Genomic DNA, 25,131 nt, shown 5'->3' with positions numbered 1-25,131 from the left:
CTAATGAATTTTACTTAGGAAAAAGGTGATGTCGTCGACAAAAAAATAATACCAACGGGTGAGTATGTTGTTTTATTTTTATGCTATAGCGGGTGTTAAGTCAGGAGAATAGGGGGCAACATATTCCTTGGATGGTACTCAAAATAACCACCCAAAAAATGAGAGTTGTATGATTTATCTTACACGTATTACGTAATGGCTACGGGCTGTGGAAAATGACCTTATAACCTTGCTCATTCCAGTGTTGTAGCAGTTCATTTTGTCTGCGGGTTGGCGCGATACCGGTCCAGACAAAAAGCGTTTGCCCAGGGAAAAGTTCAGGTCTTGGCGATTCAATGGGTTCAGCCAGAACGGCAATATGCCAACCAGATTGCGATAAACGCCAGGCTTCGAGCCACAGACGGGTTCTGTCTTCAACATCCCAGGCCATCAGGAGAGCATCCTTTCCTGACTTGCGCCGCGTTTCAGACAGCAGTGTTGCAACATATTCAATCAATGCGCCATCAAGCATGCTGTTCATTATGCGGGATGTATTATGGTCAAGTATCAGCCGTTGACGTACGGGAAGATAAACGTGATCAATCAGCGCATCTACGGGGTGAACGCGACCGAGTGCGGTAATTTTGGCTCGCAGCTTCGGTGGATGCGCCATGCGAAGAATGCTCATCATCTCTTCTTGTAATTGATTCCAGTCGTCGTCAGCTTGACGGGTACTGGTTTCCAGCAACGCCTTAACTTTGCCAACAGGTATGCCATTGCTAATCCAACGTTTTATTTCTTCAATACGCTGAATATCTTCTTCATCAAAGAGTCGGTGGCCACCTTCACTGCGTTGAGGTTTGAGTAAACCGTAACGTCGTTGCCATGCCCGAAGGGTGACAGGATTTATCCCGCAACGTTCTGCGACATCCCCAATGCTGTAATAAGCCATAGTTCCCCCGGACACTCCTGATTCTCCGTCACCGATATGCGGTTCCTGCTACTTTGTACAACATTCATCAAATTGTACAAAACATATATAAGATTCTAGCAAAATTAAGATTTACTTTACTATCATGCAAGGAGTAAATGCTGATTTTTTATGTTCAGCATGAGGGCGGTTGTGGTGATTGTTGATTTATAACAATGCATTAGTTATTTTGACGCTGAGAAATCATTTTTCTCTGGCCATGCAACAGATGGAATACCATTCAGGCAGGCTTGTGCAAAAAGGTTACCCTGGAAGATTTCAATGCCCGCGGATTCAAGCCACATCCACTCTTCGGGTTTTTCAACGCCGACTGCGGAAATCATAATTTCCAGTGACGCGCAGCATTTGATAATTGCCTGAATGATAGCCTGCCGCGGTCCACTTTTATGCACATCCGTGATCAGCTCGCGGCTTATCTTAATTCGGTCGGGTTGAAAACGAGACAGAAGCTGAAGCCCGGCAAAACCTGCCCCAAAATGATCTATCGCCACACAGATCCCCGCAGCCTTGAGTGACTTCACGGCCTGAGCGAACGTATCAAAGCGAGAAATAACTTCACTTTCGGTAAACTCTACAATGATTTGTTCAGGTACCAGCCCGTGCGCAGCGATTTCGTTTATAAGAAAGCTGACTGCATTGGGTTTGTTTACCAGGGTCATGGGGAGCAGATTGACTGACAGCATTTTGTCGTTAAGTCCCAGCGCGCTTGCCATTGCAAAAGCAGTCTTTTTGCTCTGCAGATCCGCGGTATACAGTTCCTCAGGATTTAAGTTGTCAAAATAAGTTGCGGGCGTTTCACCGTCTCTACCACGAATAAGTGCTTCCAGAGCAATGACGCGTTGCGACATAGGATCGATAATTGGTTGAAAAGCAAAGCTGAAATCGATATCGGATGGGAGTGTGTTTTCATCCAGGAGAGTACAAGAGTTGTCGGCAATAAAACTCCAGCAATCTGGCGCTGGTATTTCAAAATAGCTCGATTTTTCCGTCGCAAGGACAAATGTGCGGAAAAACTGTAACGCCCTGTCATCATAGGTGAGCTGAAATTTTGATGTTCCCTTATTCAGCACAGCTTGCAGAACGTCATTGCGTTCATGTTTTTGTAGATCAAATAACTCCATTCCCACTTTTCCGAATCTTCTCGCAGGAGCGTAATCACACATCAGCTCAACGATATTGTGGTGCCGTGGATCGTTACAAATACAACAATAAATCTCTTTTACCTGCTCCTCAGGGCCTTCAAGCAGTTGGAAAAAGTGGTGACCGTTAAAGAGTAAGATTCCCGTAACATCAGATCGCCTGTTTTTGATATTTGCGGCTGTCACCATATCCTCAAGCGCTTTGAGGGGGGCGTCATCACGTAGATGGCTGCGGTAAATAATGGTCGTGAGCATGGACAGTCCGGGAATAAGGGAGAGGAAGATATATGACAGTATCAGACAACCCAGGTTATGTCCTGATTTTAATACATTATTCTAACTTTAATTTCACAATTGAACGGTCTGATTAAGATGAAATTTAGCCATGTTACGACGTGGTTTGTACAGTGATCCTAATGTTTATATCAATCGATACAATTATAACTAATTGATTTATATCATTTAGCACATTTTGGTAAAAACAAATTAATCTTGTTGTACACATTTTTGGTACAACTTTGCTACTGTTATAAAACTTAATATTCACCAGCATTTTGATACAGGAGCATGACATGCAGCAGCATAACGTTCGCACTGATACTGCAAGCGCGATTTCTCGTTACTTTGCAAAGGCGCATCTGCCAACTCAACAGGAAACATTGGGAGAAATCGTCACTGAGATACTCAAAGATGGACGTAATCTGAACCGCAAATCACTTTGCACTAAGCTTTTGTGTCGTCTTGAAAAAGCATCAGGGGAGAAAGAACAAAAACATTACAATGCGTTAATTGGTCTGCTCTTTGAATAAAATAAACCCCTTATATGATAGGGGTAAGTAGTGAAGGCGTTATGAAGAAAACTGATAGTGAACGCTTGAAACATGAAATTACAGGTTTGGCTGTGCTAGAAATTCTGCGAATGCATAGAGACGTTTCGTTAGCTGCAGTGATTAAGCAATTGCGACTTATGCAGGCCAGTGAAATAGATGGCACACGCAAGCAATTAATTGACAGCGTTATCAATGATTTTACAAACATTAATCCGGAGAAAATAAGCAGAAAACCGGATAAAACCAGAGATGAGAGTGCATTCAGTGCCAGCAAAAACCCTAAATTACATTAAAGATAATCTTCCAGACTATACAAGCGAGGTTACCATGCTCCATGAAATTAATGTCCACAACGTAATGACGGATAAAGCTTTATCAAGTTACTTCCATAATGCAGGTGAGCTATTAGCAGATGAGTCTGTGGTATTGGGGCAGGCGGTAACAAATGTAATTCTTGCAGGTGATAATGTTAATAATAAAAACATCATTTTAAGCCTGATTGGTTCTCTGGAGTCAACGGTTGACGTTGTTCAGGCAGATGTTATCAGAAAAACCCTGGAAATAGTATTGCGCTACACAGCTGACGATGTTTAATAAGTCTTCATATTAACAAAATATGTACAGTACCCTTGTTATATGCTGAAAGCCCTTATGCTAAGCATTTTTTGGATTAAGACTATACATAGCACCCCTCTAAATCAATTATGATTTTTCATTGAGGCCATAATGATGAACATCGTTCAGGAACATACTCTAAACGCAGAGTTATGGATTGATGATATTTTTATCAGGCAAGGGTTAAAGAATATTCTTGCAGATATCGTTTTTGAAGATGACAAGGCGCGACTTGTATTCTTTACCGCGAATCACTTTGAGGCGGTAAAAAAGCAAAATTACAATCTGAAAACGCATCGTCTGGTATTGCTGATTGATGGTCATTTGTATCAGTATCTTAATGATGTTTCGCTTTACAGACTACCAGTAGATATCGGAGTTGCCTCAATCAAACAATTTATTATTGATATTACTCGTGCTGGTGGTAATCACGAGAATCAATCTGATTCAAATATCTCATTAACCGCGAGAGATAAATATATTTTAACGCAGTTAGGAGAAGGTCGAACTATTTTTGAGATATCCGCATTGTTAAATCTACACTTAAAAACGATTTACCAGGCCCGGCAGAATCTGATCAAGAAGCTTGGTTGTTCTGGGCTGATTGATTTTCAGGGAATACTGCGAGCGCAAATATTCCGCAACTGGCTGGAACATGCCTGAGTAAATCGACAGTTCGAACTTACTGTTGAGGTGGTACGACAGGGCTAATGGCCCTATCGCGATATTAATAAAACTTCGCTACTCAATCACCAGTTCATTGATACCCTTCTGCTGATGATGCTTTTTACTCAGCGAGAAGTAGCCAAATATTAGTGTTATTACCACGATGCTCGCCATAATCAGGAAGATTTCCTGATAGCCCACTTTATCAAACAACTTACCGACAGGCAGTGACAGCACGATGATGCCAATGGAACTGGCGATATTGAAGCCAATAAGATATATCGTTGACGACAGGCGCTTATCAAAATTCGCTACGCTGAATTTAAACACTGAAATAACAAACAGTGGGACCTCCAGCGCATGGAGCATTTTAATCAAGGAGATAATATATATATCGGTGAACAGTGCTGAACCCAGGATTCGACAGGTCATGATTGTTCCACCCAGCAGCAATGCGGATTTAGGCCCGATGCGGTTAATCAGGAACGGAACCAGCGCCATACCGACGGCCTCCATAAAGACTTGTACCGAGTTGAGGTAGCCGTATACGCGTGGTGCCAGTTCGGGATCGTCAAATAAGCTGGCGTAAAACACCGGGAACATCTGCTGATCGTAGATGCTATAGAACGACCAGGTGCCGACGACAAAGATAACGAAAAACCAGAACTGCGAATCTTTAAAGATGGTGAGAAAATCCTTTCGGGTCAGCGCGTCTGGCTCGGGCGAACGTGTATCCGTGGATGCCGGGGCCGGTGCGTCGGTTTTGAACACCACGTTAATCACCAGGAATAACACCCCCATGACCGACACGCACCAGAAGTTAATGTGTGGGTTGATGCTGAAGAAGATACCGCCAACAAAAGTCCCTGCGGCGTAGCCAAGCGATCCCCAGAAACGAGCAGTGCCGAATTCAAAGTTGAATTTACGGCTCACTTTCTCGACGAAGCTTTCCACCAGACCGCAACCGGCGAGATAGCCAAGGCCAAAGAAAATGGCGCCTAGCACCATGCCAAGCTTGAAGTTGGAGACCAGCAGCGGTTCATAAACATAAATCAGGAACGGACCGCTGAGCGTGATGACAGTCCCCATCATCCAGATAAGGGGTTTGCGGGTACCGAGCTTATCCTGCAGAAAACCGTAGCCCAGCATAAACAGCATGCTGAAAAACTGGTTTACGGCATACAGCATTCCCAGCTCCGTTCCGGACAGGCCAAGTTTATTTTTTAGCCATATTGCATAAAAAGACCACCACAACGACCAGGCGGCAAAGAAAAAGAGCAGATACCCGGATGAGTATCGATATTTATCATTACTGAACGGCATATTTATCTTCATGATTTTTCCAATCCAGATCAGGTCATTGTAAGGTCTTTCTGATACGACGTAACGAGTGCGCTTTATTACGAGGTAATCGTTCTCCGTAGCGACGGTTGCGACTGAATAAAGCTGCTCAGGTGTTGGCTGTCGGGAAACGCGCTTAGCGCGCCACGCCGGGTGGTCGCCAGAGCACCACAAGCGCTGGCCTGCTCGATAAGCGGAAGTAGCGTTGACGTCGATGTGGGCCAGCCTTCTCCGGCGAGTGCCGCCAGCAGCCCGGCCATAAAGGCATCACCGGCGCCGGTGGTATCGATGCTGTCGACGTGATAGCCGCTTAAAGTCAGCCTATGGTTTTGCCAGAAAGCGATTGCGCCATCGGCGCCGCGGGTGATGATTTTCAGGCGTGCGGGAAAATCAGCCAGGCGTTCGCAGGCGCTACTAAGACAGTTAGTTTGTGTTAGCCACAGCAGCTCTTCTTCCGACATCTTCAGAATGTCGCTCTGCCGGGCAAACTCGCTGACAAGGTCAAACATCTGCGTCTCGTTGCTCCACATCTGCGGACGCAGATTGATGTCAAAGCTCAGCGTACCGCTGGCCTGTCGCAATGCGGCCATTGCCTGGGTGAGGGTGGCGCGGCACTCAGGGGCAACCAGCGCCAGCGAGCAGAAGTGCAGAATATCGGCACCAAAGTCGGGCAGACTCGCCGGGCTGAGAAATTGATCGGCAGACGGATTAACTAAAAACTCAAACTGCCGCTCACCGTTGGGAGCCAGTGAAACCAGTACGGTACTGGTGTGCTGTTGTGCATCAAACTCCAGACTTCCTGTATCCACCTGCGCTGTTACCAGCGTCTGATGCAGAAAGCGGCCAAAAGTGTCATTGCCCACACGGCCGATAAAGCCGCTGTCATGGCCGAGGCGGGCTACGCCGATGACCACATTGAAGGGCGCGCCTCCCGCACAGGCTTCAAACTGCATATTGTCGCGCGGTAGCAAATCCACCACGGCATCTCCGAGCGTCCAGATTGTCATTATTTTTCCCCAAAGCAGTGAGACGGGTGGTTAATTGGCGGCGAGCGGCCAGGCATGCCCGTTATTAAAAATGGCGTGTCCGTTCTGGCTAAATAAGGTCAGTTGGCGATCGTCCGGTTCAGGATAAATACGACTGCTAAGGGTGTACTCGCCGTGATTAACAAAGACTTCTACCGACGAACTATCGATAAATAGACGTAGGTCCAGCACATCATTGGCGGGCAGCGGTACGCTACGGCAGCCCGACAGGCCGTGTTGCGGATAGCGGCGTTCCAGCACCAGACGCTGTGCCTGGGTATCGACGAAGACGCGTAGCCCGTCACCCAGCGCGATGCCATACTGTTCAGCATGGCTGCGGGCGATATCGAAGCTCAGTTCGACTTCGAGAGCGTGCGCCTGTTCTTCTACCATCAGGGTGCGATTGTTCAGGTCACTGACCGGCCAGACATGAAGCTGACCGCGTAATGCCTCCAGCTCTTTGACCGGGTTCATGCGCAGCCGCAGATCTGCATCGAGCGTCACTTCCCGGGGAAGAGTAAGCATGCCCGCCCAGCCGTCAGCTTGTTCTGGCATTGGCGATTCCCACATCGACAGCCAGCCGATCACCACGCGGCGACCGTCCGGAGTGATAAATGACTGAGGGGCGTAAAAATCATGCCCGTGATCCATCTCCTGGAAGGGTTGGGTAACGTGGAACTGATGGTTATCCTGCCATTCGCCGACCATATAGCCGCTCTGGAACAGGTTACGGTAATCGTATCCGTCCGCGGCGATGCCCTGCGGCGAGAACATGAAGACGAGCTTATCGTTCAGTGGGAAGAGGTCCGGGCACTCCCACATGTAGCCCATGCCGTCATCGGCCCTGCCGAGCGTGCAGGCAAGCTGCCAGTGCTGTAGATCCTGCGAGCGATAGAGCTGCACTTCGCCCACGTCATCGACCCGGGCACCCACCACCATGTACCAGCTGTCTCCCTCTTGCCAGACTTTCGGATCGCGAAAATGGTGTACGCCTCGCGGGGTATCCAGAATCATGCCCTGGCGTTCAAAGTGAATCCCGTCGGTGCTGGTGGCCAGGCACTGTACCTGATACAGGTTTTCCTCTTTCGCCTCGCCGTCAAACTTGTGTCCGGTGTAGATAAGGGCCAGCTTATTGCCTTCAACCACCGCTGAACCGGAAAAACAGCCGTCTTTATCTTCCGGCCCTTCTGGTGCCAGTGCGATGGGTAAGTGCTCCCAGTTCACCATATCGCGGCTGCGCGCATGGCCCCAGTGCATTGGTCCCCAGACCGGCTGCCACGGATAGTGCTGATAGAACGCATGGTAGTAACCATCAAACCAGGACAGGCCGTTAGGGTCATTCATCCAGCCCGCCGGAGGGGCGAGGTGATAGCGTGGATACCAGCGCGGGTTTACAAGGTCTTTCTGCTGGCTTAAGGCTTCGTTGGCTTTGGAAAGTAGTGACGTCATTTGCTGGTCCCTGTAAGTGAATTGAGCAAAAGATAACGTTAACATTCTCGGTTTTCTCGCGAATTTGATGGTAATATCGATGTTAATCACAAAAGTTAACGTTAACATTTTGCGAGTGTTATCAAGATCGCATTTTCAGACCCGGCATGATGAACGCCGTCAAAGGAGAGGGTATGGCATCTTTAAAAGATGTGGCGCAACGGGCTAACGTCTCGTTAATGACCGTATCGCGAGCGATTAACGAGCCCGAACGACTGCGGCCAGAAACCTATAAAAAGGTGATGGAAGCGGTAGATGCACTGGGGTATGTCTCCGATCTCTCCGCGAAAAAAATTCGTGGCGCTAAAACCACGGCTAACACTATTGGAGTGTTAGCGCTGGACACCATGACCACGCCATTTTCTGTGGAGATAACGCTCTCTATCGAAGAGACCGCGCGGGCGCACGGTTGGAATAGCTTTGTGGTGAATATGTTCAGCAATGACCAGCCAGAGAAAATGGTTGATCTGCTGTTGGCGCATCGCCCTGACGGCATTATCTACACCGCGATGGGGCTACGTCAGGTTCCGGTGCCGGAAAAGCTGCATAAGTATCGCTGCGTGCTGGCGAACTGCGAAAGCATCAGTGGCCCTTTTCCCACCTATATTCCTGATGATGAGCAAGGGCAATACCTTGGCGTGAAAGCGCTGTTGGCCGCAGGCTACCGTCGGCTGCTGTGCATCCACCTGCCAAAAGGGATTGTGGCCACCGATCGCCGCCGGGCGGGAATGGAGCGCGCCTGTCGTGAAGCGGGCGTCGACCCTGATGCCATGTTCCACCACTATCTTCCGGCGGGCGAGAGTCACCATATTGATGCGGCGGAGATTGCCGGGCATTACCTGAGTGGCACGCGTCCGATGTTTGATGCGGTGGTATGCGGTAACGACCGCGTGGCTTTTGTTATCTACCAGGTCTTGCTGGGGCGAGGGCTGCGCATTCCGCAGGATGTTGCCGTACTGGGCTATGACAACATGGTAGGCACCGGCGAGCTGTTTTTGCCGCCGCTATCCACAGTACAGCTGCCGCATTATGAAATTGGCCGTCTCAGTGCACTGCATCTTATCCAGGGGCTCGATCACCGCGATACCGTGCGGGTAGACAGCCCCTGGCTTCCGCGCGCCTCAATATGAGTACGTTCACGTGGCAACTGCTGCTTTGCCAAAATAGCTCAGCCTTTTTGGTCATCGTGTTTGGTGCCAACTTTCAGATGCGCAACAGCGGGAACCTCTGAGATGCTATGAAATAAAAAATCCACGCAATTGCGTGGATTTTATGGGGTTTTCCATTTTTCATGCGATTCACTGAGATCGCATGAGACAATAGAAACGGCTTAGACGTTGAACAGGAAGTTCATGATATCGCCATCTTTGACGATATAGTCCTTACCTTCGGCACGCATTTTCCCAGCTTCTTTCGCACCCTGCTCACCTTTATAGGTGATGAAATCTTCAAACGCGATGGTTTGTGCGCGGATAAAGCCTTTCTCGAAGTCGGTATGGATTTTACCGGCTGCCTGCGGAGCCGTGGCACCGACAGGAATGGTCCATGCACGGACTTCTTTCACGCCAGCGGTGAAGTAGGTCTGCAGGTTCAGCAATTCGTAACCAGCACGGATAACGCGGTTCAGGCCCGGCTCTTCCAGACCCATTTCAGCCATGAATTCTTCACGGTCAGCATCATCGAGTTCTGCAATATCAGCTTCAACGGCAGCACAAACGGCAACCACAACAGAACCTTCGGCAGCCGCGATTTCGCGCACTTTGTCGAGGTACGGGTTGTTCTCAAAACCGTCTTCGTTGACGTTAGCGATATACATGGTTGGCTTCAGGGTCAGGAAGCTCAGGTATTTGATGGCCGCTTTGTCTTCGTCAGTCAGCGTTTTCAGCGCGCGCAGCATGCCGGCGTTTTCCAGCTGTGGCAGGCATTTTTCCAGCGCAGCCAGTTCCGCTTTAGCGTCTTTGTCGCCGCCTTTTGCCTTCTTCTGCACACGATGGATAGCGCGCTCACAGGTGTCGAGGTCGGACAACGCCAGCTCGGTATTGATAACCTCGATGTCGTCAGCGGGATCCACTTTGTTATTAACGTGGATGATGTTGTCGTTTTCAAAGCAACGCACCACGTGGCCGATAGCTTCGGTTTCACGGATGTTCGTCAGAAACTGGTTACCCAGACCTTCACCTTTGGACGCACCTTTTACCAGACCGGCAATGTCGACGAATTCCATCGTTGTAGGCAGGATACGCTGTGGTTTGACGATTTCGGCCAGCTGATCCAGACGCGGATCGGGCATCGGGACAACACCCGTGTTCGGCTCGATAGTACAGAACGGGAAGTTTGCCGCTTCAATACCCGCTTTTGTGAGCGCGTTGAACAGGGTGGATTTGCCTACGTTTGGCAAACCGACGATACCGCATTTGAATCCCATGTTTAAATCACCTTAATCTTTTGATATTCAACCTGTTATGGAAAACAGATTGTAGAAATGTAAATAACTTTGCCTATTATACACAGCACGCGAGAAAAATGCCGCACATCACTGCTTATTGCGCTTTAAAGGTGTGTAACCGGCTCGTAGCTTTGGTCAGGCCATCTTTGAACAAAATCTCGGTACAACGTGCCGCTTCGTCAATCGCTTCATCAATTAACTTCTGTTCTGAAACAGGCGGTTTGCCTAAAACAAATCCGACAACTTTGTTTTTATCGCCCGGATGGCCAATTCCAACGCGTAAACGATGAAAGTTGGGGTTATTACCTAACTTGCTAATGATGTCTTTCAGGCCATTATGTCCGCCATGACCGCCGCCAAGCTTAAATTTGGCCACGCCAGGAGGCAGGTCTAATTCATCGTGCGCGACCAAAATTTCATCGGGGTTGATACGATAAAAACTGGCCATCGCACCGACGGCCTTGCCGCTAAGATTCATAAATGTGGTCGGTACCAGCAGACGGACATCTTCACCTTCAAGCGTTACTCGGGAGGTGTAACCGAAGAATTTCGGCTCATCGCGCAGGGGGGCGCGTAATCTCTCTGCCAGTAGATCGACATACCATGCGCCTGCGTTGTGTCGCGTTGCCGCATACTCTGCGCCGGGGTTCGCCAGGCCGACAATCAATTTAATCGCCACTTGTTTTGTCCTGAGTGTTTCGATAAACGACGTGTAGTTTACTGTCTGACGGTGCGCTTGACAAAAAACTGCGTGCTTATCGCCAAAAGCTGAATAATTGCACAAATGGACTATTAGAAAATGAGTATGTTCAGTGGCTTATTTGTAAAGTTTTGTTGCATGAGTGTTTGTAATTGTGATCGCTCCCGCACTTGCGAACGGCAGTGTTGTCTATACTTTACACATAAGGATTAGGGGTATTCCCTGTAACAACCCAAAGTTCCGGAGGTGACACATGAAACGCAAAAACGCTTCGCTACTCGGTAACGTGCTCATGGCTTTAGGGTTGGTGGTAATGGTTGTGGGTGTGGGTTATTCAATTTTAAACCAGTTGCCGCAATTTAATCTGCCGCAGTTTTTCGCACATGGTGCGGTGCTCAGTATTTTTGTTGGCGGTATTCTCTGGTTAGCAGGTGCCAGAGTGGGTGGACACGAACAAATCAGTGACCGTTACTGGTGGGTACGTCATTATGACAAACGCTGTCGTCGTGGTGACACCAATCACCGTCATAACTAAATCCTCCCTCTGTTGAGAGGGCGGTGGTCAGAATGAAGAGCCTTGGTTATAAAACCAGGGCTCTGCTTGTTCATGATCATTGCTTAAACTGGATGCGACAGAATAAGAGAAGAATTATTCGAATAATCGGTAATGTAATGCTCTAACCGCGCTGTCTGCATCGTCAGCCGGTAACAGGATGCACAGGTTGTCGTTCGATGCTCCATGGCAAATCATTCGTACCGTATGCTCTTCAAGCCAGGCAAAAACGTCTTTGCAAACTCCCGCAGCCTGTGTGAGTTGATTCCCCACCAAAGTGACCAACGCCAGCCCGGTTTCCACTTCTACACGACAGTGGGAGGATAATGCGGTAAACAATGCGGTGGTCAGCACATGGTCTTCACCTGAGGTTGCATGAGTGGCGTCCAGCGCCAGCGTAATACTATTTTCTGAGGTTGTAACCAAATCCACCGTGACAGCGTGGCGAGCTAAAATGGCGAAGGACTGCGCCAGAAAAGAGCAGGAAGGTTGCTTCTCCAGACTGTGTAACCGCAACAGCGTCTGTTTACGACGCACGGCGAGCGCACGATAGCGAGGTGGATTATCGGTGGTGTTGTGCACCAACGTACCTCCGGCGGCAGTATCCTTACTTGAGCCAACAAAGACCGGAATGCTTTTACGCATTGCCGGGAGTAGCGTAGCCGGGTGGAGGACCTTCGCACCGTAGGCGGCCATATCGCTGGCCTCGGAAAATGAGATATGGTCGATTCGTTTGGCCCGCGGCGCAATGCGTGGGTCGGTGGTGTAGATCCCTGCGACGTCGGTCCAGATGTCAACGCGTGTGGCGTGAAGTGCCTCACCGAGAAGCGTAGCCGTGTAATCACTACCGCCGCGTCCAAGCGTTGTGGTGTGTCCTGCGGCATCTCGCCCGATAAATCCCTGAGTCACCATAATCGCTTGCTCAAGACGAGGGCGCAGGTGAGTCTCCACCTGGTGGTGCAGTGTGCCAAGCTCGGGTTCGGCGCAGCCGAAGTTCGCGTTAGTACGCATCACGCAGCGGGCGTCAAACCACCCGGCCTCGGCCTGCCGTTCACGTAAGACTTCAGTAAACAGTAGTGACGACATCAGCTCGCCATGGCTGACTAATTCATCGCTTAACGCATCAGACGGTGAAACCATCGCCGTTTGTGCAAGACGCTGTATGTTGTTGAGAAGATTATCGATTTCCGTGCTGATAACGGAAGGCTGCTTCAGGCGGGAAATAATGTTGTATTGGATGGCGCGTAAAGTCTCAAGCTTATCTAATTGTTGATGCGTTTCCAGACCTTCAGAAAGCTCGACCAGTAAGTTTGTCACGCCTGCTGAAGCAGACAAAACGACTAAACGGACATCTTGATCAGCAAGGACAATGCTGGCGCTTCGGTTCATCGCATCAAAATCAGCGACGCTGGTGCCGCCAAATTTGGCAACGACGGATGGTGGATAAATGCGAGTCATAACAATCTCATATCAGGGCGCCATAAAAGTATGGCTAGAAAATTTTCATTCTCGGCATAAGGGAACAAAGTTCGCCTTACGAAATGTCCGCCCGCGAACATTTCTGCTGACAACCCAGGGTATACCTGTTGTCGATAACGAGTGTCGCCTGTACGCGTTACCGGGTGCTGCGCATTAATTTTATTTACAAAGCCTGCAAATAAGCGCGCCATACTAAGTGATTTATATTAAGGGATCGACTTTTTTATTCGATTTATAGGCAAATAAGTGAAAAATCATGTCGTAACAAGAAAGTGCCTACATTATTAATGGTAAAAACGTGTAAAAAAATAATAAAAACATGAAAATCTCATGGTTTTTATTACATTGTCTGCGTTGCAATTGGCTACAGTATTGTTAATTTAATAGCTATATTTGTTTAGGATTTAGTAATGATTGAAGAAGGTTATACGCTGAAATTTAAGGAAAAAATGCTTATTTGAGACGTCTAAAAATAAATGATTGAGTCCCAAGCTAAAACAACATATATTAGCCGCGCTTTTTTACAGGTAATCCTTATAACCATTTATTCAATCAGGCGTTAATCTACACCTGGTTGTAGGAGTGATATGATGACGGATAAAGTCCGTATTGATACTTTAAGTGCTAATTCATTACCACAGAGCAATGATACCTTTTTAGCAAGACAGGCTGAGTTTGAATCTAATGTCCGCAGCTATCCACGTAAACTGCCATTAGCGATCGCTAAAGCGCAGGGCGTCTGGATTACTGATGTAGAAAATAATCAATATCTTGATTGCCTGGCAGGTGCCGGAACTCTGGCGCTTGGTCATAACCATCCTGAAGTGCTGCAGAGCATTCAAAGTGTCATCACAAGCGGCTTACCGTTACATACGCTTGATCTTACTACCCCATTAAAAGATGAATTTTCATCTTATTTACTGTCCTTATTACCGGGCCAGGGCAAAGAATATTGCCTGCAGTTCACCGGTCCGTCCGGCGCAGATGCCGTTGAAGCGGCGCTGAAGCTGGCGAAGAAAGTTACTGGTCGTTCCAGCATCATCAGTTTCTCCGGTGGCTACCACGGGATGACACACGGCGCGCTGTCCGTGACCGGTAACCTGTCGCCGAAAGAAGCGGTCAGCAATATGATGGCGGAAGTGCAGTTTATGCCGTATCCACATCAGTACCGTTGCCCGCTGGGTATCGGCGGCGACGCTGGCGTCAAAGCATTAACCTACTACTTCGAAAACCTGATCAACGACGTTGAAAGCGGCGTGCGTAAACCGGCTGCCGTAATCCTCGAAGCGGTGCAGGGCGAAGGTGGCGTGAATCCGGCTCCGGTCGAATGGCTGCAACGCATTCGTAAAGTGACTCAGGAACACGGCATTCTGCTGATCATCGATGAAGTTCAGGCTGGATTTGCACGTACCGGTAAACTGTTCGCCTTCGAACACGCCGGTATTGAACCTGATATCATCGTGATGTCCAAAGCGGTTGGCGGCGGTCTGCCACTGGCGGTACTGGGCATTAAAAAGCAATTCGATGCGTGGGCTCCGGGCCACCACACTGGCACCTTCCGCGGCAACCAACTGGCGATGGCGACCGGTCTGACAACGCTGAAGATCCTCAAAGACGACAAGATTGCCGATAAAGTTGCCGCCCAGGGCGAATGGCTGAAAGGCAAACTGACTGACCTGCAGAAACGCTACCCGGTTATCGGTCAGGTGCGTGGTCTGGGCCTGATGATCGGCCTGGAAATCGTGAAGCCGAACGAAGCGCAGGATCATATGGGTTGCTACCCGGCTGATGGCGAGCTGTCTGCGTTGCTGCAGAAGAAATGCTTCGAAAACGGGCTGATTCTGGAGCGTGGTGGCCGCAACGGCTGCGTGCTGCGTCTGCTGCCGTCTCTGCTGATCACCAACGCTGAGCTGGAAATTTTCCTCGATAAATTCGAAAACGCCCTGCTGGGCGCTGGCGTGAAGCCGGTTTAAACGGAGTTGGATCGAATGTCAGACGTAAACCCGATTCTGTCCGGCTCGGCGCAAAGCATCGCCGCCTATCAGGACGCTATCGAGCAGAGTACGCAAGCGGTCGTTGAATGGTTGAAGCAGCCTGAGATGTATCAAGGCAAAACCGTTGAGCAACTGCGTGAACGTATCAACCTGAATTTTACGTCTCAGGGCCTGGGCAACCAGGCCGCTATTGAGCGTGCGGTTGAATACTTTCTCAAAGACAGCTTGTTGGTTCACCATGCTCAGTGCGTGGCGCACCTGCACTGCCCAAGTCTGGTGATTAGCCAGGCGGCGGAAGTGCTGATCAACGCCACTAACCAGAGTATGGACTCCTGGGACCAAAGCCCGTCGGCCACGATCATTGAGATCAAACTGATCGAATGGCTTCGTGAGCAGGTGGGTTATGCGGCAGGCGATGCGGGCGTATTCACCAGCGGCGGCACCCAGAGTAACCTGATGGGCCTGATGCTGGCGCGCGATGCCTTCTTCGCTCGCAAGGGACATTCCATTCAGCAAGATGGTCTGACCGGTGATCTGAGCAAAATTAAAGTGTTCTGCTCTGAAAGCGCGCACTTTTCCGTGCAGAAGAACATGGCGTTAATGGGGCTGGGTTACCGCTCCGTCACCCAGGTGAAGACCGATGCGTTTTCACGCATGGATCTGGCTGACCTGAAAGACAAGCTGGCCCAGGCGAAAGCCAACGGCGAGCAGGTGATGGCCATTGTCGCGACGGCTGGCACGACAGATGCGGGCGCCATCGATCCGTTAGCGGATATTGCGACGCTGGCGGCAGAACATCAGATCTGGATGCACGTGGATGCGGCATGGGGCGGGGCGTTACTGCTTTCTGAGCAGTATCGTCACTTCCTCAACGGCCTTGAGCTGGCAGATTCCGTGACGCTGGATTTCCACAAGCAGTTCTTCCAGACCATCAGCTGCGGTGCGTTCCTGTTAAAAGATGCGCGCCACTACGAGCTGATGCGTTACCAGGCGGCGTACCTGAACTCTGATTTCGATGAAGAGGCTGGCGTACCAAACCTGGTATCGAAGTCGCTGCAGACCACGCGTCGTTTCGATGCGCTGAAGCTGTGGATGGGCCTCGAAGCGCTGGGCAAAAAGCAGTATGCCGAAATCATTGATAATGGCGTAACGCTGGCGCGTGATGTTGCTGAGTTTGTCAAAACCCAGTCGCATCTTGAACTGGTGATGGAACCACAGCTGGCAAGCGTGCTGTTCCGCTTCCGTCCTGAAAGCGATGATATGGCGTTCGTTGCGCTGCTGAACCAGCGTATTGGCGACGTGCTGCTGGCTTCCGGTAGCGCCAACGTCGGCGTGACCGAAGCGGATGGCATCACCTGCCTGAAGCTGACGCTGCTGAACCCGACGGTGTGCCTGGAGGATGTGAAAGTCCTGCTGGCCAGCGTTAAGGCAACGGCATTGAGCATTTTAAACGCGTAATTGCCCGGTGGCACTGCGTTTACCGGGCCTATGGGTTCGGTGCAATGTTTGGGTTTTGTGGGCCGGATAAGCGAACCGCATCCGGCAATAAAAAGGCTCCCGTTCACGGGAGCCTTTTTGCTATTTAATATCCGCTAAAGCGGCGTCTTTATTCGGGAAAAATGCCAGACGACCGGGGATCGGCTGAATACCCGCGCGCGCCATGGTGCGCAGCGGCTGAAATTCCAGGTTAGATACCCGCAGCTCGCAGCCTTCAGGCAGTTTTTTCACAAAACGCTGGAAAGCGTCCAGACCACCGGCATCCAGTACCGGGACCGCGTCCCACTTCAAGACTACGATGCGTTTACCTTCAATACGCGACTCGAGATCGGTAAATAATCCTTCCGCCGCGGCAAAGAATAGCGGGCCAATGACGCGCAACACCAGCACATCGTCCGGCACGTCTACGTTGACCGGCGCCAGACGCGTCATGCGCGCAATACGACGCATAAACAGTAGAGATGCAAGAACGATACCGACGCTGATGGCGATAACCATATCGAACAGCACCGTCAGCGACATACACATCAGCATAACGATGATGTCGTCTTTCGGCGCATGACGCAGCAAATCCACCACTTTATGCGCTTCACTCATGTTCCATGCCACCATTAGCAGCAGGGCGGCCATGGCGGAAAGCGGTAACCAGGAAAGCAGCGGTGCAAGCACCAACAGGGCTAGGATCACCAGAATCGCATGGATAACCGCTGAGATTGGCGATGTTGCACCCGCGCGGACGTTTGCCGCAGAACGGGCAATTGCCGCCGTGGCGGTGATACCGCCAAAGAACGGTGCGACGATGTTGCCCAGTCCCTGACCAATCAGCTCACTGTTAGCTTTGTGTTTGGTGCCGGTCATCCCATCGAGTACGACGGCGCACAGCAGAGATTCGATCGCCCCGAGCATTGCCATCGAGAAGGCTGCCGGTAACAGCGCCTGTAACGAGCTCCAGCTCAGAGTAAAGTTTGACTCTGGCATATTCCACGGTAATACCAGTTGCGGCAGCAACTGTGGGATACCATTGCCCTGCGAGCCGTCAGCCAGAATATAGTGGAACTGAGATCCGATGGTGGCGACATGGCCGCCGGTCAGGTTCACGATACCCATTACCGCACAGCCTGCCAGGAGTGCGGGAAGGTGGCCCGGTAATCGGATACCCAGACGCGGCCAGAAAATCAGGATCCCCAGTGTCACCACGCCAATCGCGGCATCACCCACGTTGATGGTTGGCAAAGCCATAAATAGCGCGCCCACCTTCTGCAAATAGTGCTCTGGCACGTGGGTCATTTGCAAGCCGAGAAAATCTTTAATCTGCATGGTACCGATGGTGATACCGATACCTGAGGTAAAACCTAACGTCACGGAGACCGGAATATATTCGATCAAACGACCAAAGCGGGCGAGGCCGAAAAGGATCAGGAATATCCCGGACATGAGCGTGGCAACCAGCAGGCCTGCCAGCCCAAACTGTTGCGACACCGGATACAGAATCACCACGAAGGCGGCGGTTGGGCCAGATACGCTAAAGCGCGAGCCCCCGGTAAGGGCGATAACAATCCCAGCAACGGCTGAGGTATACAGACCGTACTGCGGAGCAACGCCACTGCCTATTGCCAGCGCCATCGCCAGTGGAATGGCAATGATCCCAACCGTTATCCCGGCGATCAGGTCGCGGGTGAAGCGGGAAGCAGTATATTTTTCTTTCCAACAAGCGTCGATGAGGGCGCGGAAAGGCATCACATGTGAGGAAAATAATCTGTTCACAATAATGTTTCATCCATGGGCGCATCATCTGTCAACTGAATGGCAGGTGAAGGAGGCAAAAGTCATACAAATAAATATTACAGATAAAAAAACCCGCCGCAGCGGGTTTTTGAGCCGGGCTCGATTAATGCTCGAACATAGCAGAGATGGATTCTTCGTTGCTGATACGACGAATCGCTTCGGCCAGCATACCCGACAGGGTCAATGTACGCACGTTTGGCAGTGCTTTGATTTCGTCAGTCAGTGGAATAGTGTCACAGACAACGACTTCATCAATAACAGAGTTGCGCAGGTTGTTTGCCGCATTACCTGAGAAGATCGGGTGGGTTGCGTAAGCAAATACGCGTTTTGCGCCACGTTCTTTCAGTGCTTCTGCTGCTTTGCACAGCGTACCACCGGTATCGATCATGTCATCAACCAGCACGCAGTCACGACCTGCAACGTCACCAATAATGTGCATCACCTGAGAAACGTTCGCACGCGGGCGACGTTTGTCGATGATAGCCATATCGGTATCGTTCAGCAGTTTAGCGATAGCGCGGGCACGCACGACGCCACCGATATCTGGAGAAACCACAATTGGGTTGTCCAGGTTCAGCTGCAGCATGTCTTCTAACAGGATCGGGCTACCGAATACGTTATCAACCGGTACATCGAAGAAGCCCTGGATCTGTTCAGCATGCAGGTCAACTGTGAGGACGCGGTCAACGCCAACGCTGGACAGGAAATCAGCGACGACTTTAGCGGTAATCGGTACACGAGCGGAACGTACGCGACGATCCTGACGTGCATAGCCGAAGTAAGGAATAACGGCGGTGATACGGCCTGCGGAAGCACGGCGCAGCGCATCAACCATAACGACCAATTCCATCAGGTTGTCGTTAGTAGGGGCACAAGTGGACTGGATGATGAAAATATCACCACCGCGTACATTTTCATTAATTTGTACGCTGACTTCGCCGTCGCTAAAGCGACCTACAGCGGCGTCGCCGAGTGAAGTGTACAGGCGGTTGGCAATACGTTGTGCTAGTTCCGGGGTGGCGTTACCAGCAAAAAGCTTCATATCAGGCACGAGAAGAACCTCAGGCATGCGTCCATTGGTGGAAAGAATCTGCCGAAAACTGTGCGGGCCAGGCAGTATCCTCTCCATGCGGTGTATTAAAGAGCGCGATGCAACGTCTGGAACAGGGTGACGTTGTCACCGCAACTCAGCTTGCCCGGCTTACTCCTTATCCTTCGTGTTTCATGTTCGCTGGCATCAATTCCTCACACCAGTCACATACTTTTGTATGCTCCTGGCGGTTTGTCATTTCGCCATCTTCCTGAAACCAGAAGGATTTAGAGTAACGCTCTGTGCAATGGGGAGAGGTTGACGCCTTTCGCCACAAAGCCTTTGAGCCATTCCGGGGCTTGCTCAAGCACCTGGCGAGCACGAGACTCAGTGTCAAATTCAGCAAAGACACAAGCCCCTGTACCAGTCAGGCGCGACGGCGCGTATTCTAACAGCCAGGAAAGCGCCGCATCAACCTCGCGAAAACGTTTTCTTGCGATAACCTCGCAATCATTGCCGAATTCACATTTTAGTAACGTTTTTATTGACCTTTTTGGCGTGTTGCGCGGGAGGTCGGGATCGTTAAAAATCACCGGTGTCGGAATGCTGACTCTCGGGTGAGCAACCAGATACCACTTTTCTTCAGGCTCGACCGGCGTCAGAATTTCTCCAACACCTTCGGCAAAGGCCGCATGGCCGCGCACGAACACGGGAACATCCGCCCCCAGGGTTAAACCGAGTGCCGCCAGTTCATCAATCGAAAGTCCACACTGCCAGAGATGGTTCAGCGCCACCAGAACGGTTGCCGCATTTGATGAACCACCGCCAAGACCGCCGCCCATCGGCAGGCGTTTGTCGATACTGATGTCCGCACCGCTCCCGTTGGGAAGTCGATTGCTTTCAGATGCTACCTTCATCAGCAAACGTGCCGCACGGACGATCAGGTTGTCTTCGTGCGCAACGCCTTCCACCGGGGTTAACAGGCGAATTTCGCCGTCGCCACGCAGCGCAATATCTATCGTGTCGCCATAATCAAGAAACTGAAATAGCGTTTGCAGCGAGTGGTAACCGTCCGCACGTTGCCCGGTGATGTATAAAAACAGATTCAGTTTTGCCGGAGAGGGCCAATGAGTCATCATTTCACAATCCAGTTATCCATTTTTAGCTTAATACGCTGGGAGCCGTCCGACAGCTCCATGTTTGCCGGCATCGCTGGCTGCGTTTTGCTGTCGTAGCCGCTATAGACCACTTTCCAGCTTTTACCGTCTTTGCTGTAGTTCACTTCACTTAGACGATATTGATCATCGAGTTTGTAATCGGTGGCATCTCCCGGCAGACCCAGGATCCACTGGCGCAGGCTATTCAATGGGATAGGCATGCCGGTCAGTTTGCCGATCATCTCTTCAGCGTCGTCGGCGGTGTAGTGCTTACCTTTGTTATCGACAAGTTCAACGTTGCCCGGCTGCGCGTTGAGTTCCAGTTCCGTGCTGCCCAGTGGGTTGGTCAGCAGCAGACGATAGCGATCCTGACCGGTTTGCTGCCAGAAAAAGCGGGCATACACTTTCTGTTGATCGGAAATATAGGCAAACGCACCGCGCGTCTGATATTGGTTCAGGGCGCGTACTTCCTGCTGGTGCTGGCGCCACTGCGGGGAATCGGGGCTTTTGCCGGGACCTTTCGGCGCGTTGAGGGTACAGGCACTAAGAACCAGGGCCGCAAGGGGCAGCAGGCGAATCAGGCGAAAATCAGGCAGGGTCATAATGATGACAAATCCTTGAGATACGTTGCAGTTATAACTCTCAATGCTAGCGCCACCATCTGACATCGTCTACGTTCAAGTTATCTTAAATCGCTTAAATTTGTGCACTAAGCTATTACTCCAAAAGGGGTCAGTCTCTTTTATTGACCGCACGCATCCTGTATGATGCACCCAGTCTAACCTTATCAACGCTGGTACTATTCCCGCACACATGACCCTTTTAGCGCTTGGTATTAACCATAAAACGGCACCTGTATCGCTGCGAGAACGCGTAACGTTTTCGCCGGATACGCTCGATCAGGCGCTGGACAGCCTGCAAGCGCTGCCAATGGTGCAGGGCGGGGTAGTGCTGTCGACGTGTAACCGCACAGAGATTTACCTCAGCGTGGAAGAGCAGGATAACCTGCGAGAAGCGCTGATTCGCTGGCTGTGCGAATACCATAACCTCAATGAAGAAGACCTACGTAATAGCCTGTACTGGCACCAGGACAACGACGCCGTCAGTCATTTGATGCGCGTTGCCAGTGGTCTGGATTCACTGGTGCTCGGTGAACCGCAAATTTTGGGGCAGGTGAAAAAAGCATTTGCGGATTCGCAAAAAGGCCACCAGAACGCCAGTGCGCTGGAGCGCATGTTCCAGAAATCATTCTCTGTTGCTAAACGTGTACGTACAGAAACTGACATCGGTGCCAGCGCCGTGTCGGTGGCGTTTGCCGCCTGTACTCTGGCGCGGCAGATATTTGAATCGCTCTCAACGGTAACCGTGCTGTTAGTCGGTGCGGGCGAAACCATCGAACTGGTAGCGCGACACTTGCGCGAGCATAAAGTGAAGAAGATGATCATCGCCAACCGTACGCGCGAGCGTGCGCAGGTGCTGGCGGATGAAGTCGGCGCCGAGGTGATTTCACTGAGTGATATCGACGCGCGTTTGCAGGATGCCGATATCATTATCAGCTCTACTGCCAGTCCGCTGCCGATTATCGGTAAAGGAATGGTGGAACGCGCGCTTAAAAACCGTCGCAATCAGCCTATGCTACTGGTGGATATCGCCGTACCGCGCGATGTCGAGCCGGAAGTGGGTAAATTGTCTAACGCCTATCTGTACAGCGTTGATGACCTGCAAAGCATCATTTCGCATAACCTGGCCCAGCGCAAAGCGGCGGCGGTGGAAGCCGAAACGATTGTGGAGCAGGAAGCCAGCGAGTTTATGGCCTGGCTACGCGCCCAGGGCGCAAGCGACACTATCCGCGAGTATCGCAGTCAGTCAGAACAGATCCGTGATGAACTGACCGCTAAAGCGTTGGCCGCTCTTCAGCAGGGCGGTGATGCGCAAACCATTATGCAGGATTTGGCCTGGAAACTGACCAACCGCCTGATCCATGCACCAACCAAATCACTTCAACAGGCCGCCCGTGACGGGGATAGTGAACGCCTGAATATTCTGCGCGACAGCCTCGGGCTGGAGTAGCAGCACACCAATCTTATTTTTTACAGGGTGCATTTACGCCTATGAAGCCTTCTATCGTTGCCAAACTGGAAGCCCTGCATGAACGCCATGAAGAAGTTCAGGCGCTGCTCGGTGATGCGGGTACTATCGCAGACCAGGATCGCTTTCGTGCGCTGTCGCGCGAATATGCGCAATTAAGCGATGTCTCTCGCTGTTTTACGGACTGGCAACAGGTTCAGGAAGATATCGAGACGGCTCAGATGATGCTCGACGATCCTGAAATGCGTGAAATGGCGCAGGATGAACTGCGCGAAGCAAAAGAGAAATGCGAGCAGCTGGAACAGCATCTGCAGGTCCTGCTGTTACCTAAAGACCCCGATGACGAACGTAACGCTTTCCTCGAAGTGCGTGCGGGAACCGGTGGTGATGAAGCGGCGCTGTTTGCCGGCGATCTGTTCCGCATGTACAGCCGTTACGCTGAATCGCGTCGCTGGCGGGTAGAGATCATGAGCGCCAGCGAAGGCGAACATGGCGGGTTTAAAGAAGTCATTGCCAAGATTAGCGGCGAAGGCGTTTACGGGCGACTGAAGTTTGAGTCCGGCGGCCATCGCGTGCAGCGCGTACCTGCGACGGAATCGCAGGGGCGTATTCATACTTCTGCCTGTACGGTCGCTGTCATGCCGGAACTGCCGGATGCCGAACTGCCGGATATCAACCCGGCCGATCTGCGTATTGATACCTTCCGTTCATCAGGCGCGGGCGGTCAGCACGTTAACACCACCGACTCCGCAATCCGTATTACCCACTTACCGACCGGTATCGTGGTGGAATGCCAGGACGAACGTTCACAGCATAAAAACAAAGCCAAAGCGATGTCGGTGCTGGGGGCGCGAATTCGTGCCGCCGAAGTGGCAAGACGTCAACAGGCAGAAGCCTCTGAACGTCGTAACCTGTTGGGCAGCGGCGATCGCAGCGATCGTAACCGCACCTATAACTTCCCGCAGGGTCGTGTGACCGATCACCGCATTAACCTGACACTCTACCGTCTGGATGAAGCGATGGAAGGCAAACTGGATATGCTGATTGAGCCGATTGTCCAGGAATACCAGGCCGACCAACTGGCGGCGTTGTCCGAGCAGGATTAATGGATTATCAGCACTGGCTGCGTGAAGCGATAAGCCAATTACAGGCAAGCGAAAGCCCGCGACGTGACGCCGAGATTTTACTCGAGTTTGTCACCGGTAAGGGGCGCACCTTTATTCTGGCGTTCGGCGAAACGGTGTTAACCGAGGCGCAGCGTCAACGGCTCGATACATTACTGGAACGCCGTCAGCGGGGTGAGCCGGTGGCACATCTGACCGGCGTGCGCGAGTTCTGGTCGCTGCCGCTGTTTGTCTCTCCGGCTACGCTTATTCCACGTCCGGATACTGAGTGTCTTGTTGAGCAGGCGCTGGCTCGTCTGCCTGCCTCTGCGTGTCGTATTCTCGATTTGGGAACCGGCACGGGCGCCATCGCGCTGGCGCTGGCAACTGAGCGTCCGGATTGCGCGGTGACCGCGGTTGACCGCATGCCCGATGCCGTGGCGCTGGCAACTCGCAACAAACAGCATCTGGCCATCGACAATGTTTGCGTGCTGCAAAGCGACTGGTTCAGCGCTTTGCAGGGGCAGCAGTTTGACATGATTGTCAGCAATCCGCCGTATATCGACGAACAGGACCCGCACCTGGCGCTTGGCGATGTACGTTTTGAGCCGCTATCGGCACTGGTGGCGGGCGAGCAGGGTATGGCGGATATCGTGCATATCATTGACCAGTCTCGACAAATGCTAACGCCCGGCGGCTATCTGTTGCTGGAGCACGGCTGGCAGCAGGGACAGGCAGTCCGCGACGCCTATACTCATGCTGGTTACCAGGCGGTTGAAACCTGCCGCGACTATGGCGGCAACGAGCGAATTACGCTTGGACGCATCCCATCATGAGTACCTTCAGCGTGTTACTCAACGTCCATCTCATCAGCATTGCGCTTTCTGTTGGTCTGTTAACGCTGCGTTTTTGGTGGCGTTACACCGACTCGCGCCTTGCCTGCGCGCGCTGGACGCGCATCTTGCCGCCGGTTGTCGATACCGTTTTATTACTCAGCGGCATAGCGTTAATGGTTAAAGCGCACATCCTGCCATTCACTGAGCACGGGACATGGCTGACTGAAAAGCTGTTTGGGGTTATCATTTACATCGTTTTGGGTTTTATTGCGCTCGATTATCGTCGGGCGCGCAGTCAGCAGGCGCGATTAGTCGCATTTCCGCTGGCGCTGGTGGTGCTGTACATCATCATTAAACTCGCCACCACAAAAATACCGTTACTGGGGTAA

At 51.2% G+C, this 25,131-nt stretch carries 24 protein-coding genes; 12 read left to right on the top strand and 12 right to left on the bottom strand.

What is annotated here, in order from left to right; genetic code table 11:
- Positions 1-199 precede the first annotated feature (199 nt).
- Positions 200-931: a MerR family transcriptional regulator gene (locus OGV89_RS05955; protein WP_003020862.1), complete on the bottom strand. Its 732-nt coding sequence runs from the start codon at positions 929-931 to the stop codon at positions 200-202.
- 203 nt (positions 932-1,134) lie between these two features.
- Positions 1,135-2,364, bottom strand: a complete 1,230-nt coding sequence (locus OGV89_RS05950) for a diguanylate phosphodiesterase (protein ID WP_003020858.1) — start codon at positions 2,362-2,364, stop codon at positions 1,135-1,137.
- Positions 2,365-2,681: 317 nt separating this feature from the next.
- On the opposite strand from OGV89_RS05950, the gene ycgZ reads away from it, so the two are divergent.
- The 4 genes from ycgZ (at position 2,682) to OGV89_RS05930 (ending at position 4,217) form a co-directional block, all read left to right on the top strand.
- On the top strand, positions 2,682-2,918 hold the full coding sequence (ycgZ, locus tag OGV89_RS05945) for a regulatory protein YcgZ (RefSeq protein ID WP_003020856.1): 237 nt from the start codon (positions 2,682-2,684) through the stop codon (positions 2,916-2,918).
- A 41-nt stretch (positions 2,919-2,959) separates the two neighbouring features.
- Entirely contained in the window at positions 2,960-3,232 is a 273-nt protein-coding gene (locus tag OGV89_RS05940; RefSeq protein ID WP_003844030.1) for a hypothetical protein, read from the top strand.
- Positions 3,233-3,266: 34 nt separating this feature from the next.
- Positions 3,267-3,533, top strand: a complete 267-nt coding sequence (locus OGV89_RS05935) for a biofilm development regulator YmgB/AriR family protein (RefSeq protein ID WP_003020849.1) — start codon at positions 3,267-3,269, stop codon at positions 3,531-3,533.
- 132 nt (positions 3,534-3,665) lie between these two features.
- Positions 3,666-4,217, top strand: coding sequence for a LuxR C-terminal-related transcriptional regulator (locus OGV89_RS05930; RefSeq protein WP_003841344.1), 552 nt, complete (start codon positions 3,666-3,668; stop codon positions 4,215-4,217).
- Between the two features lie 78 nt (positions 4,218-4,295).
- Here OGV89_RS05930 and OGV89_RS05925 read toward each other — a convergent pair whose 3' ends face one another.
- The 3 genes from OGV89_RS05925 to OGV89_RS05915 all read right to left on the bottom strand — a co-directional run bounded on the left by OGV89_RS05925 (position 4,296) and on the right by OGV89_RS05915 (position 8,035).
- Positions 4,296-5,555, bottom strand: coding sequence for an MFS transporter (locus tag OGV89_RS05925; protein ID WP_096878370.1), 1,260 nt, complete (start codon positions 5,553-5,555; stop codon positions 4,296-4,298).
- Positions 5,556-5,620: 65 nt separating this feature from the next.
- Positions 5,621-6,568: a PfkB family carbohydrate kinase gene (locus OGV89_RS05920; RefSeq protein WP_286558286.1), complete on the bottom strand. Its 948-nt coding sequence runs from the start codon at positions 6,566-6,568 to the stop codon at positions 5,621-5,623.
- 30 nt (positions 6,569-6,598) lie between these two features.
- Complete coding sequence (locus OGV89_RS05915) at positions 6,599-8,035, bottom strand: glycoside hydrolase family 32 protein (protein WP_106108099.1); 1,437 nt, start codon at positions 8,033-8,035, stop codon at positions 6,599-6,601.
- A gap of 173 nt (positions 8,036-8,208) precedes the next feature.
- On the opposite strand from OGV89_RS05915, the gene OGV89_RS05910 reads away from it, so the two are divergent.
- The gene (locus tag OGV89_RS05910) at positions 8,209-9,204 is read left to right on the top strand and encodes a LacI family DNA-binding transcriptional regulator (RefSeq protein ID WP_003020837.1); all 996 of its coding nucleotides are present in this window, start codon (positions 8,209-8,211) and stop codon (positions 9,202-9,204) included.
- A 200-nt stretch (positions 9,205-9,404) separates the two neighbouring features.
- Here OGV89_RS05910 and ychF read toward each other — a convergent pair whose 3' ends face one another.
- Both ychF and pth read right to left on the bottom strand, forming a co-directional pair.
- On the bottom strand, positions 9,405-10,499 hold the full coding sequence (ychF, locus tag OGV89_RS05905) for a redox-regulated ATPase YchF (protein ID WP_003020818.1): 1,095 nt from the start codon (positions 10,497-10,499) through the stop codon (positions 9,405-9,407).
- Between the two features lie 115 nt (positions 10,500-10,614).
- Positions 10,615-11,199 (bottom strand): aminoacyl-tRNA hydrolase, encoded by a 585-nt coding sequence (pth, locus tag OGV89_RS05900; protein WP_003020814.1) that lies wholly within the window; start codon positions 11,197-11,199, stop codon positions 10,615-10,617.
- A gap of 274 nt (positions 11,200-11,473) precedes the next feature.
- Here pth and ychH point away from each other — a divergent pair, with 274 nt between their 5' ends.
- Positions 11,474-11,755 carry a stress-induced protein YchH gene (ychH, locus tag OGV89_RS05895; RefSeq protein WP_003020810.1) on the top strand — a complete coding sequence of 94 codons (282 nt, stop codon included), beginning with the start codon at positions 11,474-11,476 and terminating at the stop codon, positions 11,753-11,755.
- 114 nt (positions 11,756-11,869) lie between these two features.
- Here the strand turns inward: ychH and lysC are convergent, their stop codons facing one another.
- Positions 11,870-13,231, bottom strand: a complete 1,362-nt coding sequence (lysC, locus tag OGV89_RS05890; protein WP_286558284.1) for a lysine-sensitive aspartokinase 3 — start codon at positions 13,229-13,231, stop codon at positions 11,870-11,872.
- 608 nt (positions 13,232-13,839) lie between these two features.
- Between lysC and OGV89_RS05885 the strand changes: the two genes are divergently transcribed.
- Entirely contained in the window at positions 13,840-15,225 is a 1,386-nt protein-coding gene (locus OGV89_RS05885) for a diaminobutyrate--2-oxoglutarate transaminase (protein WP_032935444.1), read from the top strand.
- Positions 15,226-15,240: 15 nt separating this feature from the next.
- Positions 15,241-16,704, top strand: a complete 1,464-nt coding sequence (locus OGV89_RS05880) for a pyridoxal phosphate-dependent decarboxylase family protein (RefSeq protein WP_003841330.1) — start codon at positions 15,241-15,243, stop codon at positions 16,702-16,704.
- A gap of 120 nt (positions 16,705-16,824) precedes the next feature.
- Here the strand turns inward: OGV89_RS05880 and dauA are convergent, their stop codons facing one another.
- The 4 genes from dauA to lolB form a co-directional block, all read right to left on the bottom strand.
- A complete protein-coding gene (dauA, locus tag OGV89_RS05875) occupies positions 16,825-18,507 on the bottom strand; it encodes a C4-dicarboxylic acid transporter DauA (RefSeq protein WP_003020797.1) in 1,683 nt (560 codons plus the stop codon).
- A gap of 124 nt (positions 18,508-18,631) precedes the next feature.
- Entirely contained in the window at positions 18,632-19,579 is a 948-nt protein-coding gene (gene prs / locus OGV89_RS05870; protein ID WP_001518537.1) for a ribose-phosphate diphosphokinase, read from the bottom strand.
- Positions 19,580-19,845: 266 nt separating this feature from the next.
- Positions 19,846-20,697 (bottom strand): 4-(cytidine 5'-diphospho)-2-C-methyl-D-erythritol kinase, encoded by an 852-nt coding sequence (ispE, locus tag OGV89_RS05865; protein ID WP_196088207.1) that lies wholly within the window; start codon positions 20,695-20,697, stop codon positions 19,846-19,848.
- The gene (lolB, locus tag OGV89_RS05860; RefSeq protein WP_286558279.1) at positions 20,694-21,317 is read right to left on the bottom strand and encodes a lipoprotein insertase outer membrane protein LolB; all 624 of its coding nucleotides are present in this window, start codon (positions 21,315-21,317) and stop codon (positions 20,694-20,696) included. Before lolB ends, ispE begins: the two co-directional genes overlap by 4 nt.
- A 211-nt stretch (positions 21,318-21,528) precedes the next feature.
- Between lolB and hemA the strand changes: the two genes are divergently transcribed.
- From hemA to sirB2, 4 genes are read left to right on the top strand one after another with little or no spacing between them, the layout of a single operon-like run.
- On the top strand, positions 21,529-22,785 hold the full coding sequence (gene hemA, locus OGV89_RS05855; protein ID WP_286558276.1) for a glutamyl-tRNA reductase: 1,257 nt from the start codon (positions 21,529-21,531) through the stop codon (positions 22,783-22,785).
- A gap of 41 nt (positions 22,786-22,826) precedes the next feature.
- Positions 22,827-23,909 (top strand): peptide chain release factor 1, encoded by a 1,083-nt coding sequence (gene prfA / locus OGV89_RS05850; RefSeq protein WP_003020786.1) that lies wholly within the window; start codon positions 22,827-22,829, stop codon positions 23,907-23,909.
- Positions 23,909-24,742, top strand: a complete 834-nt coding sequence (prmC, locus tag OGV89_RS05845; protein WP_049016285.1) for a peptide chain release factor N(5)-glutamine methyltransferase — start codon at positions 23,909-23,911, stop codon at positions 24,740-24,742. Before prfA ends, prmC begins: the two co-directional genes overlap by 1 nt.
- Positions 24,739-25,131 (top strand): invasion regulator SirB2, encoded by a 393-nt coding sequence (gene sirB2, locus OGV89_RS05840; protein ID WP_181512428.1) that lies wholly within the window; start codon positions 24,739-24,741, stop codon positions 25,129-25,131. Before prmC ends, sirB2 begins: the two co-directional genes overlap by 4 nt.

Source organism: Citrobacter sp. Cf125, from assembly GCF_030333935.1.
GTDB lineage: Bacteria > Pseudomonadota > Gammaproteobacteria > Enterobacterales > Enterobacteriaceae > Citrobacter > Citrobacter freundii.
Note: the sequence above shows the minus strand (reverse complement) of the source record. Positions and strands in the feature narration are given on the sequence as shown.